This is a genomic window from uncultured Planktosalinus sp. (assembly GCF_963973675.1).
GTDB lineage: Bacteria > Bacteroidota > Bacteroidia > Flavobacteriales > Flavobacteriaceae > Planktosalinus.
In genome coordinates this window covers 1-16,519 of sequence record NZ_CAXBAN010000010.1, presented here as the reverse complement: position 1 = coordinate 16,519, position 16,519 = coordinate 1, and the positions used below count along the sequence as shown (strand labels likewise).

Below are 16,519 nucleotides of genomic sequence, written 5' to 3'. Positions count from 1 at the left end.
TTATTAAAACCATAAAAAAGAAAAAACTCTTATTAATTTTCCCTTTGTTTTTAGTTGCTGGAACTCAAGCTCAGGTTGTTACTGTTTCTCCTGATCAGTATACTCACGAGGAGTTGGTGACAGACGTACTTATTAATACACCTTGTGCATTAGTAAGTAATATTGAAACAATTACAGGAACTAATTTCGGAGCCGGAAACGGTATTGGCTATTTTGAAAACACCAACCCCAATTTTCCAATGGAAAATGGAGTGATTTTAGCAACCGGAGACATTAGTGATGCACCTGGACCAAATACTTCAAACACATGGTCCGGATCAGGCTGGGATGGAGACCAACAGCTGTTTGATTACATACAGTCCTTAGGAATTGACCCGGGACTTACATCATATAACGATGCAACCGTAATGGAATTTGACTTCACGCCCTTAACAGACTCCATTAGTTTTAATTTTGTTTTTGGATCTAATGAATATGGAACTTTTCAATGTTCTTATTCTGATGCTTTTGCATTTTTTCTGGAGGATCAGGTTACCGGAGAAATTGTAAATATGGCTCTGGTACCGAACACACCAACTGAAACACCAATTTCTGTAACTACAATTAGAGACAATACCCACAATACAACCTGTAGTTCTGAAAACCCGGAGTATTTTGATGTCTATTACGGCACTACAGGTGAGCCGCCAACCTCAGCTCCTGTAAACCTCAATGGTTTGACTGTTTTAATGCAAGCCTGGCAGTATGTTACACCTAGTAACCCCTATAAAATGAAACTTGTTATAGCAGATCGAAATGATTCTTCCTGGGATTCTGCAGTTTTTATTGAAGGAGGAAGTTTTTTTATTGGTAATGCCGATTTGGGAGATGATATTACTATTGCAGATGGAACAGCAATTTGCGATGATGAGGAACTTATTTTAACAGTTGACACTACAGATGGCTCTGTAATAACGTGGTTTTTTAACGGTGAAGTGATTCCCGGTGAATCAAGTAATACACTTTTAGTTACAGAATCAGGAACTTATGGTGTTGAAATACAAAATCCTGACGCCCCTGATTGTGTGATAACAGATGAAATTGTAGTAGAATTCAAAACTGCACCAATAATTGACTTAGGTCCTGATGTTTTAGTATGTGATGAAGTTTTTGCAACACTAGATGCCACTCCTGAAAATGCCTCGGCTATAGATGAATTGTTTTACCAATGGTATTTTAATGGAGGTCTCATTGAGGGGGCAACAGAAGCCACTCTGGAAGTAACTGAAATTGGAGACTATACGGTTGATGTTACTACAAATCTAGACTGTTCGGCAACTGATACCGTTTCTGTAATTATTTCGGATTATACTGTTGACTTAGGTGAAGATGTATCAGTATGTGACGGTGAAAGTTATGAAATTATTCCGCAAATTGAAGGAATTGACCCAACTGAGGCAAACTATCTTTGGAGTACAGGTGAAACTACTTTTAGCATCGTGGTTTCAGAAACAGGCAATTACAGTGTAGAAGTTACCTATTTTGGCTGTACTGAAACCGACGAAGTAATTGTAACATTTACAGGACTTCCTGAAGTTGAATTAGGAAGCACTGTTTTAAAGTGTGCAGATGAAGTTCTTACCTTGGACGCAACACCCACTGGAGAAACATCTGGAAATATTAGCTATGTATGGTTTTTAGACGGTGGAGTTATTACAGGACAAACTCAGGCTACCTTGAATGTTACAGATGAAGGAATCTATGCAGTTGAGGTTAATGATGGAGGTTGTATTGGGTCCGATGACGTTCAGGTTTCGTTTTATGATAACGAAAACTGTGTAATCTCTCAAGGAATTTCACCCAACGGTGATGGACTTAATGATTGTTTTGACCTGCAGTTTTTAAGTGACAAGGAAGGTCCTTTGGAAGTAGTCATTTTAAACAGACATGGAAGAGTAGTTTTTGAACTTAACAATTACACAAACCAGTGGTGTGGACTTAATGATGATGGTGATGAACTTCCTGTTGGAAATTACTTTTATGTCATTAAATCATCTGCTGCAGAAGCAACCACCGGTTATATTTACTTAAACAAATAATTACTTAATCACTAACATAACTATCAAATAATAAATAATGAAAAAATTCTCTTTTTTACTCATCTTAATTTTAGTCCTAGGCTTTCAGGATTTGAGTGCGCAACAAGACCCTCAGTACACACAATATATGTACAATATGAATGTCGTGAACCCAGCCTATGCAGGTTCAAAAGAAAGCTTGTCATTAACCGGGCTTTACAGAAAGCAATGGTCCGGTCTTGAAGGAGCTCCAGAAACAATTACTTTTTCAGCACATTCACCAATTGGAGAAAAAGTAGGTTTGGGATTATCTGCAATTAAAGATGAATTGGGGCCAATTAAAGAAACCAATGTATTTGTAGATTTTTCTTATACTCTTCAATTAGGAGCACAGTCCAAACTTGCTTTAGGGATTAAAGCCGGAGCGACCTTTCACGATGTTGGATTGACCAGTTTGGAATTACAAGACCCAAACGATCCTTTCTTTTCTGAAGACATCAGCAATACATATCCCAATGTAGGTGCCGGAGCATTTTTCTATACAGATAATTTCTATTTAGGAGTTTCTGTTCCAAACTTTTTAAACTCTGTTCACCTTGATGAGAATGGAATAAAATATGGATCTGAAACACAACACTTTTTTGCTACAACCGGTTATGTTTTTGAAATAAGTGACTCTTTCAAATTAAAACCTTCTGTTATGGTAAAATCAGCATTTGAATCTCCACTTTCTTTTGATGCAAACCTGAATGCTTTGTTTTATGACCGATTTGAAATTGGGGCATCATACAGATTGGATGATTCATTTAGTGGTCTGGTTGGTTTTCAGGTTACAGAAAACATCAGAATTGGATATGCATATGATCATATAGTTTCTGATCTGGATGTAGTAGCATCAGCATCACATGAAGTGATACTTACATTTGACCTATTTTTTAACAAACGTGTATTGCGTTCACCAAGATTCTTCTAAACAACTAAGTAAAACGACATGAAAAAATTATACACAATAGTATTTCTTTTAGTAGCGAGCACAACATTGACTTTTGCTCAAAATAAAGACACAAAAACTGCTGATAAACATTTTGACAGATTTGAATATGTTAAAGCAGCAGAAGAATATCAAAAATTGATTAGAAAAGGAAAAGCTGACGATTACGTATATACCAGATTGGCTGACTCCTACTTTTTAATTAACGACACCAAAAAAGCTGAACCTTTTTATAAGCGTGTTTCAACCAGGAAAAATGTAAGTTCTGAAACTATTTATAACTATGCGCAAACACTCAAAGCAAATGGTAAGTTTTCAGAATCAAATGCTATGATGGATAAATTTTCACAAATGAGTCCAAACGATTCCAGAGCAATAGAATACAAAAGAAACCCAAACTATATTCCTCAAATTTTAGAAGGTAAACCAAGGTATCAAACAAAAATCGTGGTTGGTTTAAATAGTTCAAATTCTGATTTTGGAGTGCATAAAGCAGGAAATAAAATCTTTTTCTCATCTGCCAGAAACACTGAAAGAAAAACATATGGTAGAACACAAGAGCCATTTTTAGACATTTATGAAGCAACAATAGCAAATGGGACGGCATCCAACATTCAGGCTGTGAGTGGTGACGTTAACACTAAATACCACGAAGGTATTGTAGCTATTACTCCAGATGGTAAGAGAATGTATTTTGACAGAAACGATTATTATAACGGAAAGTATAAAAAAAATGAAGAAGGCATCAGCCAATTAAATATTTATTATGCTGAATTAATAGATGGTCAATGGAGAGATGTTCAGCCGGTTCCTTTCAATAACACTGAATATTCAGTGGGACACCCAACTTTAAGTCCAAACGGAAATACTATGTATTTTGTTTCTGATATGCCCGGAGGTCAGGGAGATTCAGATATTTATAAAGTTTCTATCAATCCTGACGGAACTTTTGGACAACCCGAAAACTTAGGGTCAAAAATCAATACAGAAGGAAAAGAAGTATTCCCTTTCATTGCTCAGAATGGTACACTCTACTTTTCAAGTGATGGACACCTTGGTATCGGAGGTCTTGACGTATTCTCATCTGCAAACGCTGGTGCTGGCGAGGTAAAAAATCTGGGAACTCCTATCAACAGTACATCAGACGATTTTGCATTCAGTATTGATGATGCATCACAAGAAGGTTTTGTTTCTTCAAACAGAGACGGAAGCAAAGAAGGCGGAAGTGATAACATTTATATGGTTTCTGAAATTTGTGTTTCTACAATCAACACCATTGTAAAAGATGCTGACACAAATCAACCTATAAGCGGAGCTACTGTTGCTTTGTATGATGCTAATCAAAACAGGCTAACATCAAAAATGACAGGGGCTGATGGTAGAACTTCTTTTGAAATTGAGTGTGATCAAACAATTACAGTTCAAGCCTCTGCAAACAAATATGATTCAAATGCAGAGAAGATTTCTACTTCTGAAGAAACAGTATCAACTGAAATTTTACTGCGCCCAATAGATGACCTGATAGTTGATGATCAAGTGGTTTTAAAACCAATTTTATTTGACTTTGACAAACACAATATCAAACCACAAGCAGCACTTGAATTAGATAACTTAGTTCAATTGATGAAGAAATACCCTGAAATGATTATTAAAGTTGAAAGTCATACAGATATTCAAGGAAGACCTGAATACAATATGGGTCTTTCTAATCGTAGAGCCCAATCTACTGTACAATATGTAATTTCGAAAGGTATCGATTCTGCAAGAATTAGTGGCGAAGGTTTTGGTGAAAGCAGACCTGCAATCGATTGTGGATTAAACTGCACTGAAGAAGAGCATCAAAAAAACAGACGTTCTGAATTCATAATAGTGAAACGTTAGTAGAAAATAAACTAACCAACCAACCAAAAGGCCTTGACTATTTCAGTTAAGGCTTTTTTTATGACTTCATTTACCGAAGGAAATTATTGGAGGTTGTTTGAACAAGAAGATCAAGCAAATATTAATTGGACCAAATACAATTAATAGCTTTTTCTTAAAGATTTCACCCACTAATTCAACCAAATAGTATTTTACAATAATATTAATTTTCAAAATTATTCTTTGAATGGATATTATTGTATTAAATAAATGCACTTACACAAATTGATATACAAATAACCCCTGAACTACTTTCCTGACGTTCAAGAGTAGTAGACAATATTTACTTCATTTATATACTAATTCTTTGACAATATTTCTTAAAAAATAAACCCCCGGAGTTGCCGGGGGTTTTATTATTATTGCTCTTTGAATTTAATTATTCGTCAAATACAGCAATGTCATCAATTTGGTATGTGGTTGTTACTCCACCATCAGAACCAATATATTGGAATCCAACAGCAATTGATTGACCTGAATACGCTGATAAATCAATATCTCCAGAGGCTGTAAAATTGGGCGCATATCCACTTGCAGTTCCCGAAGCAATTGTTGCTGTAAGTTCAGTCCAAGTAGCACTTTCTACGTTTCCGCTAAAGTTTGTTGATATAAAAACTTTCAAAGCTTCACCGTTGTTGAAACCATCTTTTGAAGTGAAAGAAAGTTTAGGGTTTGCTGCACCGGTTAAATCTACATTCGGGGTTACTAACCAAGCTTCCAAAACAGCTTCACCTGAACTAAATGCAGTTATTTGAGCATATTTGTTATTGTCAAACTCACGTGCTTCATAACGCTCAGAGCCACCTGTAATGTTTACGTTGGTCCAGTCAGGCAGATTGATGTTTGCCCCGTTTCCTGTAGTTCCAATATCTTCAAAATCTTCAAATAATAAAGCACCTATTGGCTCACCGTCATCTTCAAGACATCTATCCTGGTCAAAATTTACATCGTCAGTACTGCGGATAAATACCTGAAAGTCATTATTAAACTTACTCATTACAGCAGTTAATTGACCATTTCCTTCAGGCATCAATTCGTTTTTAAAATCAGCAAAACCACTGTTTCTCATAATAATTTGAGCAGTTCTTTCACAGTTTGTAATTGTTCTGTTTACCGAAAAAGTATTGGTTAAGTTAGCATACGGTTCACCAAGATCGCTATCTGAAACTTGTACATTTTCAAAAGCCACTAAGGTGTTTAAGTCTGAGTCTGAAACACCGTTTAATGTTCTGATGTTTGGAACAAGTTCAGCAACTTCATTTGAACGCATAACACGCTCTTCAAATTCAATGATACTCATTCTTCCTACTTCTTCACCATCAAGAACACCAAGTGTTGGCAAACCTGCAAATTCACCAGAATAAAGGCCATCTACACGCACATAAATTTTTCTTCCGGGCTCAAACAGAGTATACATATCTGTTGATTCTGTTGAAATTGAAATACCGTGTTGTGGGTTTTCAGGACTGTCTTGAATGACGAGTGTTTTATAAAAGTTTCCGGTTTCATCACTTGAAACAACATAGGCTTCCAAATACATTGGGTTATCACCATTTGTTATTAAGACAGGTTCAAAGCCGTTATAAAAACTTTTAACGCTTTCTACATTAGTATTAACAGTAACATTAGGTTCTTCTGTGTTGATTTCAGGGGTGTCAAAATCGTCGTCTTTAACGCAGGACATAGTTATCAGGCCTGCAAAGAACAAGACACTGAGTAATTTGATATTTTTAATTGTTTTCATGATTGTATTATTATTTTTTCTTTTTATTAAAATCTTACATATAAATTAAGGTAGTATGAGGCTCCGTAACCATTCCAATATTTAGATCCAAAAACAGGAGTCGTTTTAGCTTGATCATCTCTAAGGGTTCTGAAGTTTGCATTTCTGGATTGCTCATAACCACCGGTTTTATATTCCTGATCAAAAACATTATTGATTACTGCAAAGAAACCTACAAAATAATCATCAATTTTCCACGATTTTCCACCAACAAAATTTACTAAGAAATAATCGTCAAACTCTTCTTGTTTTAAAAGTTCACGAGCTAAACTTTCATCATAATCATTGAATGGAATACCATCAACATCAGTATAAAAATTACTGGTTCTTGTCAATGGACTTATGTCAATATAGGCATTTGAGAAATAGTTTGTTGTGGCTCCAACCCACCAAAAGTTAGGATCTCTGTATTCAAAACCTAACTGATAGGCTCTTTGTGGCCCTCCAGCAATGCGGTAGTTTTCAAGGTATGATTCTCCAAAATCGAGCGCTTCAGTAAAATCGTCAGAAGTTAAATACAGGTTTGGATTGTTGTTGTATATGTAATCTCCTACCGAAGCAGCAGCTTTTAACTTTATGGTTGAAGTAACCTGAGCTTCCATTCCAAACTCTAACCCCATATGGCTTTTGTCAATACCACTAAGGATTTCCTGAACAAAGGCGTTGTCGGTGTTTCTAGAGATCCCATAAATTCCATCAGCATAGTAAAAGCTAATTTCAGTAGCATCTTGTATCTGAGTATAGAAACCGGTTAATCTGGCCTTGATTATTGGAGACCTGTAAATATAACTCAAGTCCACGTTTTGTATTGATTCACTTTCAAGATTAGTAACCAGATCATTGTTTTGTCTTGAGTTAGAAAAACTGTTTCTAATGGTTGGGGCTTTTGTTAAGTAAGCCGCGTTCAAGTCAAATAAATGACGTCCTGATAACTTGTAAGTAAGACCCGCTTTAGCTGCGTAATTTGTGAAGTCTGCTTTTTCACTTTCTCCAAGCGAATTGTCCGGAAAATTTCCGTTTTGGTACAATCCGGTTCTTTGGTAGGAAGTTTGAGAAACATTGGCAGCAAGGTAAAAGTCTACTTTTTTGTATTTAAACTGTGCTTGAGCAAAACCTTCATAATTAATAGCATCAATGTCAAAGTGGTATTTAAACTTGTCACCTTCACCCACTACTCGGTTAGGATTTAACAAGTCGCTTTGAGCAGCGTCACCGGTACTGAATGAGTCAACATCAAGGTAACCGTTTCCTCCCAAAAGATCTAACATTGAGGCAAAATTTTCAGAATTTAAGCTTCTGTAGTTAACACCTCCATTAAAAGTGATATTTTCATTAATCTCTGATGTTAAAAGCATATTTGCCATTAACTGACTATCATCACTTCTGTCATCATATAAATAGTATCTGGAAGTCCCTCCATAAAAAATATTTCGTTCATAAAGTTCTTGCCAGTCCAACTGTCCGTCATTTTGAAAAGCGACCAGTTTTCTGTAGGCGCTTTCATAGTTTGGGCCAGATGGATTTGCCAGATCATAACTTGGTAGATACTGATAGTAACTAGGGTCAGGGTTGGGAGCATTATCATATCCTATCCTGCTGTTGGAAAGTTTTCCAAATTGGTAACCAATATTGGTATTCAGTCTGGTGTTTTCAGATATATTCCAATAGTGGTTTAACATAAATACCGGCTCTTCAATTTCTCTTACTCTTGAGTTTCTAATGTCACCGTCTTGTTTTCCCCAATAGGGGTTGTAGGTTGTTCCTTTGATATCAATAACTTCTTGCGTGTTTGCAGCAGATTTACCTCTTCTGTTTGGAGTATAAAATGCAGTAAAGTTTAAACTGTGATTGTCAGAAAGCTTTTTTTCAACAGAAGCTGCGAAGGAATTTGAATCATAAAGGGTTCCATCAATAAACCCTTCATTGCCAAAGCGACGGGAAACAAGAACAGTGTATGCCCAGCCGCTTGCTGTCATTCCTGAACTATAAGAACCCATAACTCTTCCGGTATAGGTTCTGTTTGATGTTGCATAGGAAATTCTTCCACCTTTTCGGTATTTAGAGGCACGCATATTAATATTTGTACTACCGGCCAGGCCTCCAAAAGTATACTCAGAGGGAGATAATCCCATTGAAAACTCTTGATTTCTCTGAATGTCATTAAGACCACCCCAGTTAGACCACTGTGGACGTCCGTTAAACATTTTGTTCATTTCCAGCCCGTTAATTAGTACTTTTCCATGTTCAGAGTCCAAACCGCGTGGTCTGAAAAATGTAGCACTAAAATCAAAAGCGGCTGCATTCAAAAAAACATCTCTGGATGCTTGCAAAAGCCCTGAAATGTTATCAGCACCACCTTCATCTTCGTCCAATTCGTCATCGCCTAATGTGATTGTTCCAATTTGATCTTGTACACTACTGAAATCAACCTCCATCAGCATTGGGTCAAAATTTAATGTTTGACCAGCCTGAATAGTAATTGGGAATCGTAATGTGTTAAAGCCTTCTTTTTCAACAAGTAAAACCTGTTCTCCAAGTGGAAGGTCTGCGTTTGTGATTGAAAAATTTCCATTTGAATTTGTGGTAGTTGTAAAAATACTACCCTCAATGCTAATTTGAGCAGCCGGCACCGGTTCTCCGGAATTTGTGTCAATCACTCTACCCTTTATTGTTGCTTCCTGAGCTTGTGCATAGCTAATAATTGAAAAGCAAAACAACAAAGTTAAAATGTGTTTTTTCATTCGAAGTTGTTTTTGAATTGATTAAGAAATTATTATAATTTGAGGCAAAATTACATTATTTAAATGAATTATTTACCTTTGGCGCAAGTTTTGCCTTAGGGTTTACAATCTGTTAATACAATCTATAAAATGAAACAAATTAAATTATTCTTATTATTTGGGCTTATACTATTAAACTTCAATGTTTTCAGTCAAAATAAGAAAACTTACAAAGTAAATACGGTAGCTTTTTACAATGTTGAAAACTTATTTTCAACCCAAGACGATGAATTTACAGTTTATCATGACCGTACTCCAAGAGGAGAGGGTTACTATTCAAAAGAAATTTATCAGGCTAAATTAAAAAACCTGGCAAAAGTTATTTCTGAAATTGGAAAGGACGTTACCGGAACCACTCCTGCAATTGTTGGTTTTTGTGAAATTGAAAACAGGCAAGTTCTGGAAGATCTTGTAAATCAGGAGCCTTTATTGTCAAGTGACTATGGCATCATTCATTTTCATTCACCAGACAGAAGGGGAATTGATGTGGCGTTAATTTATAAAAAAGCCCTTTTTATCCCAACGAACTCTCAGAGCAGGGAACTTGAACTATACCGTGATAATGACCCCAATCAAAGAATTTATACAAGAGATCAACTAGTTGTAAGTGGTATATTAGATGGGGATCAAGTGCATTTTATGGTCAATCACTGGCCCTCAAGAAGTGGAGGTGAAGCGAGAAGCAGACCCAACCGCATTAAAGCGGCTGAATTAAGTAAAAAAATAATTGATTCTCTTCACAGTATTGACCCCTATGCTAAAATTGTTAATATGGGAGATTTTAACGATGACCCAACTAATGAAAGTATTAATAAAGTTCTAAAAGCAAAATCAGACAGAGAAGATGTGAAAATCATGGAACTTTACAACCCAATGTCAGATATGTATAAAAGAGGTTTGGGAACATTGGCCTGGAGAGATGGGTGGAACCTATTTGATCAAACTATAATTTCAGCGGGATTATTAGGAAAGGATTACAGCACGTATCAATTTTACAAAGCCGGAATTTATAACCCGCCTTACTTGGCAAATCCACGAGGACGTTATAAAGGTTATCCCTACAGGGCTTTTGCTGATGGAGGTTTTACCGGTGGATATAGTGATCACTTCCCTGTGTATGCACTATTAATAAAAGAAGCTCAATAAAAACTAATTTATTTTTAATGAAAAAAAGCACTTGAATACATTCAAGTGCTTTTTTGATTAAGAGTTTAACCAATGATCCCAGGGAATTCTGCTTAAAATTAAAATAAAAGCAATGGTATAAAAAATGGCCAGCATTTTAAACTTGCCTTTCGAGGTTAATTGTTTCTTGTGTTTAGAATAACCAATTGTAATTAAGACTACAGCAATAATCATAATTAAGGGGTGCTCAACTGCAAAAAGCCTCATTTCGCTGTTTCCCATGATGTCAGCCATGGTCATGTCATCTCTTGTAAATGAAGCAAAACCCAGAGTTGGGTGAGCAAAATAGAGTAATAAGCCCAGCAAAACCTGTATATGGGTTACAATAAGTCCAAAAAGTGAAACCCTAAAATCTTTGGCACCAAAAGGTTGATTGGAAAAATACTTAACAAGTGCATTTAAAGAAGCCAGTAATAAAATCAATAATACCAGGTAAGCCCAATATCCGTGAACTACGTCTAGAATTCTGTCTATAACCATTTTTATTTTTATTTAGAATGATTACAAAGTTACTAATAAATTTAAAGAAAAAAACCACCTCTTGAGAACAAGAAGTGGTTTTTGGAAAATAATGGTATTTATCTCAAATTTTAGAAGTCATAACGAATGCTTGCGTTCCAAGTTCTTCCATTGCCATAATAGTAACCAAATGAATCTTTTTGGTTAAGATAAATATCATTGGCAAGGTTATAAACATTTCCTCTTATTGTGAAATTGTTTCCTCCAAATTCAAATTTATATGTTATACCTGCATCAAGCAAAGTATATGGTGATAAACGCTCTGCCTGAAAAGTTTCGCCTACTTGAGATGCTTCAATTACGTCTCTTGCATTAACAAAACCATATAGATTTGAATAGATGTTGTAATCAGCATCAATTGAAAGGTTGTTAACGATTTCATATTTGAATCCAAATCCAAAAGAAGTTTGAGGAGCGTTACCCACTTTCGTTCCTTTCAAATCAACTGAACCTTCTTCAAGTAAAACATTTGTTTCAGAATCTCTTGTTTGATAGGGAGTTCTACCGTCATACTTCCAGTTTCCAATACTACCAATGGTTCTGAACATAAACTTGTTAGAAAGCCTGTATTTTGCTTCAAATTCACCACCAATGTGAACCTGGGTAACATCTGTAAATCGCTGGTATCTGTCAACCTGTTCAACAGGATTGGTAGAGTCTGGATCTCCGGGAATAAATCCACCAGAAACAAATCGGTTACCCCACGTAGTGTGATATACATTCACGTCGATACTTAAATTACCGCCTCTATATCTATAACCAGCTTCAAGTCCTGTAATTTCTTCATTGTCAACTTCATTATCTCCTTCTAGAATGTAATTTGAGTTTCTAACATCATCAAAAATATTATCAAGGTAAGGTTGTCTAGAGTATTGACCTGCATTTGCAAAGATAGTGCTGCTTTCTGTAAAAGAATAACCTAAACCACCTTTAACATTGTATCCAAATTTATTTACTTTTTCAGATTTACCTAAACCATTTACTCCTTCAATTTCTGACCCTTGAGCACGCCCTTCTCTTTGGTAACTTTGTGTAGAAACAGCTCCTTGTACAAACGCTGAGAAGTTGTCGTTTTTATATTCAGCTTGTCCAAAACCACCTATGTAATTGATGTTTTCAGAATAGTCGTAGTTAAAACGCTGGTCTTCATCAGCAAAATTGAACAAAGATGCCCAGGGGTTAGCTTCAAAAGTGTCAGTAATTTGGTAATCACTTGGTCTTTGATCGCCATAACCAAAGTTATCAGCGTAAGCATTCAGACCTAAGAAATTGTTCATTTGATACCAGTGACTTCCTTTATAGAAACGTGTGTCTGCTCCAATATTCATTGACCAGTTTTCGGTTGGGTTGAATTCCAGATTGGTCAAAAACCCATACCAGTTATGGTTGTTAACAGACATTCTTCTTAATGCAGAGCTTCCAAAAGTTCCAATACCATCAGGGTTATTAGCAATATTATTTGCAACTATGGCATCAAAATCAATTTCGTTGTTGCTTTCGTTTCTAAATGGGTTGATGTTTCCTGAACTTCCAACAGGACCTGTTCCACCACCGCGACCCCAGGATGCGTAAAGCACAGATGATAAATTAGTGTTGTCGTTTATATTCCAGTCCCAGTTAAGGTTTGCAATTGGTTTGTGGTAGTAGTTTCGTCTTAATGTAAAACGTTCACCATCTAAAAAACCTGAATTGCTATTATGTCTTAAACCATATTGTTCATAATCATCCAGACCTACAGAAAAGTTTTGATCATGCCATTGTGGTGCACCGGTAATTAAAAAGTTTAAAGAATGTTTGTCATTTGGAACAAAACCGATTCCTATAAAATAGTTTTGTCCTTGTCCTGCTGTACCATTGGCCCACTTTTTGTGACCTTGCCAGTGATCAAGTAAAAATGAAAACGCCCATTTTCCCTGGAGACCGGTATCATAACTAAAAGAGCCTTTCATATAGCTGTCGTTACCTGTCATAAGTCTTGCAAAACCACCTTGAGTTCTACTTGCAGCTTTTGAAACAATGTTAACAGTTCCACCAACTGATGAAATTGCAAGCTTGGAAGAACCTAAACCTCTTTGTACTTGAACTGCATTGGCTACATCTGACATTCCTGACCAGTTTGACCAATACATTCTACCATCTTCCATTCCGTTGATTGGTTGACCGTTTAACAGGAAAGCAGTATTTGTTTGGTCAAAACCACGTAAAAACATTTGTGAGTCTCCAAAACCACCCGCCTGATTTGATACATAAACACTTGGGGTGTTTTTCATTACTTCAGGGAACTCTACATTTCCCACAGCTTTAGACTGAATTTCAGCTGCTGTTATTGAAGATACAGCAATGGGCGTTGCTCTGTCTGCAGCAAGGTCAATAATACCTCTACCTACAATTACAACTTCATCAAGCGCATCGGCATCAGACGCAAGAGTGATTGTACCTAAATTTGCAGATCCATTACTTAAACTAAATAGTTTTGAGGTTTTTAAAAAACCTAAATAAGAAATTTCAATCACTCCTGAATTTGAGCTCACATTCAATGTGAAGTTTCCGTCAAAATCAGCAATAGCACCATTAGTGGTGCCTTTTTCGACAATGTTAGCGCCAGCTAAAGGCTCGTCAATGTCTCCGGCCATTACTTTACCGGTAACAACCCCCTGAGAAAAACCCAAAGAGCTTACGATTAGAAATAAAAAAAGTAGTTGTTTTTTCATAATGAAATTTGTTAGTTAAAATTAATTGCAAAAGAAAGCATAATGTTGGAAATATATCTTACCGCAATGTTAAGAATATTTCAAGTTTATCCACTAAACTTGTTAAAGATAGGATTATTTACAATTAACTGACACAAAGAGGGATAAAGGTTTTCAACAGATTTATGAACAAAACCCTTTTGTTTTTTAACACTTTTAATAATAAAAGTCTAATTATTGAATGAAATATTAAAGAGATTTTTCAGGAATTGCATCTATTTCAACTTTAAGGTCTTTTATAAAATTGAAATATGCATTTTTGTGTTCTTCTTTGATTGGTTCGGCTGCCGGAAGTTCAATGGCATAGGGGTCTACTTGTTTGCCGTGGTACCAAAACCTATAGCATACGTGGGGACCTGTGGCCAATCCAGTGCTTCCTACATAACCAATTACATCTCCCTGTTTAACCCGCTGTCCAGCTTTTACAGCTCTTTTAGACATGTGCAGATACTGAGTTGAATAAGTATTGTTGTGTTTAACTTTAACGTAGTTTCCATTGGCCGATGTATAGGAAGATCGTTCCACAACTCCATTTGCTGTAGCCATAATAGGGGTTCCGTGGGGAGCGGCATAATCAGTGCCAAGATGCGCTTTCCATCTTTTTTGTACAGGGTGGAAGCGTCTTTTAGTAAACCTAGAAGAGATTCTGGAGTAGTTTAAGGGTGCCCTTAGAAAAAAGCTTCTTAAAGTATTTGCATTTTCATCATAATAATCTGCCAAACCGCTAATACTATCTGTAAGATATTTGAATCCGTAGTAGGGTCGTCCACCATGATTAAGCAATGTAGCTTCAACGCTTTCTATGCCTGCATATACTGTGTCGTTGATGTAGTTTTCGTTGTAAATTAATTTAAAGTTATCGCCTTTTTGAAGCTTAAAAAAGTCGACTGTCCATTGGTAAACGCTCGAAAGTTCGTGAACCAAAGCCTGGCTCAAGCCTTCTTCAGACATTGCTTGTGATAAAGAGGATGTAATTATACCCGAGGCAATTTTTCTTTTTGTTGTGATAGGTAGTTTTTTCCTGTATGTAGTGATACTATCATCGAGTTTTATTACCGTATAATCAACACGTGTGGGTTGATAAATAAACACTTTAGCTTTATTGAGGGAGTCTTTAGATTTTAGAATTGTATAAGGTCTTCCGGCTCTTAAAAGAGCAACATCTATGGTGTCTTTAACAGCATTTACGACGGCGTGAACCTGGGCGGGTGTTACACCATGCCGATCCATTATAAAACCAAAAGTTTCACCTTGTTTTATAGTATCTTTTACAACATTAAAATCATTTAATATAAAGCCAAATTCTTCTTCAATTTTTGGTTCTTCTATTTCCTTGACTTCAACATCATCGATGGTGTCGTTTTTACAGTTTATAAATAAAAGAGAAGCTAAAAAAAGGTAAGCGATTTTTTTCAATTTGGTTAATTTTAAAGGTTTGTACCCCAGTTTTCAATTTCTCCAGTACTCCAAAGACTTGGAAAAAAAATTCTTTTTTGGTATTTAGGATGCATATATTTGGCCCAGTCACTTCCTCCGGTTGCTTCAACTTTTTTATCAGGGTCTCCACCCGATAAGTAATAGTTTGCAGCTTCATAATGTGCCATCACCCAGGTAATGTTTACTGTATAATCATAATGACGCATTGCTTTAATAAGTTTAGGATCTTTTTGAATATTTTCCGGGAGGGATTTAAATTTGGAGTATAGGTTTATTTTATTATACTCCTCAGTAAAGGCTACAAAATCTACTTTATACTTTTCTTCAAAAGCTTTTAGTAATTGAGATTTTTTGCCAGTATTATAATCTTTTCCTGCTGCTTGCCAGTATAAGTGGTCTAAGGCGTGTTCGTAAGGCGTGTTTCTGTCAATAGTTTTTCTGAAACGATTGTCAATTAAATTGATTAAATCTGTAGAAGCAAATTCAATTTTTCGGTATTGAGCACTTTGAAAACCACTTGCAGGTGTAAGCGTGGTTCTGAATTTCATATATTGTTCAGCTTCCATACCTTCTCTCATGATGTTGAAAGACGAAGTGAGCATGTCAAAATATCTGCTGATTCGCATCAATTTTGAGGAGAAAAATTCAACGGTTAGATTTTCATTAAAGGCTACCTGTTCAATTTCCCACAAAATCATTTTAAACAGCAATTCATTTACCTGATGATACATTATGAATACCATTTCGTCGGGTAATGTGGTGCGTTGAATCTGAAGGTTTAAAAGGGCATCTGTTTGTATATAATCCCAATAGGTTATTGGTTTTCCGTGTAGAAGTCCTTCCAAATGAACGTTTAAATCTTGACCTAATGCAGAAAATTTATTTTCTAATTGTTCAATGAGTTCATTTGTTTTGGAGGACTGATTCATGGATTTAGTTAGCTATAATTTTAAACCAATGTTTTAGACCCTTGTATTCATCCAGTTCAGCTCTTATTGAACCTACGGCAAGGTCTGCTACAATTTTTAAAGGGATTTTGTTATCATCATCTGAAATCCAAACAGTTAAGCTTTCTTTTTCTTTGAAAACACGACCTG

General features: G+C 35.9%; 11 protein-coding genes. 4 read left to right on the top strand and 7 right to left on the bottom strand.

Features of this window, described 5'->3' with window-relative positions; translation table 11 throughout:
* The 3 genes from AACY61_RS00925 to AACY61_RS00915 form a co-directional block, all read left to right on the top strand.
* Positions 1–2,078 (top strand): choice-of-anchor L domain-containing protein (locus tag AACY61_RS00925; RefSeq protein WP_339609277.1); only part of this gene is annotated, 2,078 nt, incomplete at its 5' end.
* Positions 2,079–2,115: 37 nt separating this feature from the next.
* Positions 2,116–3,030, top strand: a complete 915-nt coding sequence (locus tag AACY61_RS00920) for a type IX secretion system membrane protein PorP/SprF (RefSeq protein ID WP_339609275.1) — start codon at positions 2,116–2,118, stop codon at positions 3,028–3,030.
* Between the two features lie 18 nt (positions 3,031–3,048).
* A complete protein-coding gene (locus tag AACY61_RS00915) occupies positions 3,049–4,929 on the top strand; it encodes an OmpA family protein (protein WP_339609273.1) in 1,881 nt (626 codons plus the stop codon).
* A 418-nt stretch (positions 4,930–5,347) separates the two neighbouring features.
* Here the strand turns inward: AACY61_RS00915 and AACY61_RS00910 are convergent, their stop codons facing one another.
* Positions 5,348–6,712: a DUF5689 domain-containing protein gene (locus AACY61_RS00910; RefSeq protein WP_339609271.1), complete on the bottom strand. Its 1,365-nt coding sequence runs from the start codon at positions 6,710–6,712 to the stop codon at positions 5,348–5,350.
* 26 nt (positions 6,713–6,738) lie between these two features.
* Positions 6,739–9,492 (bottom strand): TonB-dependent receptor, encoded by a 2,754-nt coding sequence (locus tag AACY61_RS00905; protein WP_339609269.1) that lies wholly within the window; start codon positions 9,490–9,492, stop codon positions 6,739–6,741.
* Between the two features lie 129 nt (positions 9,493–9,621).
* On the opposite strand from AACY61_RS00905, the gene AACY61_RS00900 reads away from it, so the two are divergent.
* Positions 9,622–10,677, top strand: a complete 1,056-nt coding sequence (locus AACY61_RS00900; protein WP_339609267.1) for an endonuclease/exonuclease/phosphatase family protein — start codon at positions 9,622–9,624, stop codon at positions 10,675–10,677.
* A 57-nt stretch (positions 10,678–10,734) separates the two neighbouring features.
* Here the strand turns inward: AACY61_RS00900 and AACY61_RS00895 are convergent, their stop codons facing one another.
* From AACY61_RS00895 to AACY61_RS00875, 5 genes are all read right to left on the bottom strand, one after another.
* Entirely contained in the window at positions 10,735–11,196 is a 462-nt protein-coding gene (locus AACY61_RS00895) for a hypothetical protein (protein ID WP_339609265.1), read from the bottom strand.
* Between the two features lie 110 nt (positions 11,197–11,306).
* Positions 11,307–13,946 (bottom strand): TonB-dependent receptor, encoded by a 2,640-nt coding sequence (locus AACY61_RS00890; RefSeq protein WP_339609263.1) that lies wholly within the window; start codon positions 13,944–13,946, stop codon positions 11,307–11,309.
* A gap of 228 nt (positions 13,947–14,174) precedes the next feature.
* Entirely contained in the window at positions 14,175–15,401 is a 1,227-nt protein-coding gene (locus tag AACY61_RS00885; protein ID WP_339609261.1) for a peptidoglycan DD-metalloendopeptidase family protein, read from the bottom strand.
* 11 nt (positions 15,402–15,412) lie between these two features.
* A complete protein-coding gene (locus AACY61_RS00880; protein WP_339609259.1) occupies positions 15,413–16,351 on the bottom strand; it encodes a tryptophan 2,3-dioxygenase family protein in 939 nt (312 codons plus the stop codon).
* Positions 16,352–16,355: 4 nt separating this feature from the next.
* Positions 16,356–16,519: DUF3108 domain-containing protein (locus AACY61_RS00875; protein WP_339609279.1), on the bottom strand; the 164-nt coding region annotated here is incomplete at its 5' end.

What these genes read in the sequence shown, in the direction of transcription:
- AACY61_RS00920 (WP_339609275.1), top strand. Translation starts at nt 2,116, where the DNA reads ATGAAAAAATTCTCTTTTTTACTCATCTTAATTTTAGTCCTAGGCTTT.
- AACY61_RS00915 (WP_339609273.1), top strand. Translation starts at nt 3,049, where the DNA reads ATGAAAAAATTATACACAATAGTATTTCTTTTAGTAGCGAGCACAACA.
- AACY61_RS00910 (WP_339609271.1), bottom strand. Translation starts at nt 6,712, where the DNA reads ATGAAAACAATTAAAAATATCAAATTACTCAGTGTCTTGTTCTTTGCA.
- AACY61_RS00905 (WP_339609269.1), bottom strand. Translation starts at nt 9,492, where the DNA reads ATGAAAAAACACATTTTAACTTTGTTGTTTTGCTTTTCAATTATTAGC.
- AACY61_RS00900 (WP_339609267.1), top strand. Translation starts at nt 9,622, where the DNA reads ATGAAACAAATTAAATTATTCTTATTATTTGGGCTTATACTATTAAAC.
- AACY61_RS00895 (WP_339609265.1), bottom strand. Translation starts at nt 11,196, where the DNA reads ATGGTTATAGACAGAATTCTAGACGTAGTTCACGGATATTGGGCTTAC.
- AACY61_RS00890 (WP_339609263.1), bottom strand. Translation starts at nt 13,946, where the DNA reads ATGAAAAAACAACTACTTTTTTTATTTCTAATCGTAAGCTCTTTGGGT.
- AACY61_RS00880 (WP_339609259.1), bottom strand. Translation starts at nt 16,351, where the DNA reads ATGAATCAGTCCTCCAAAACAAATGAACTCATTGAACAATTAGAAAAT.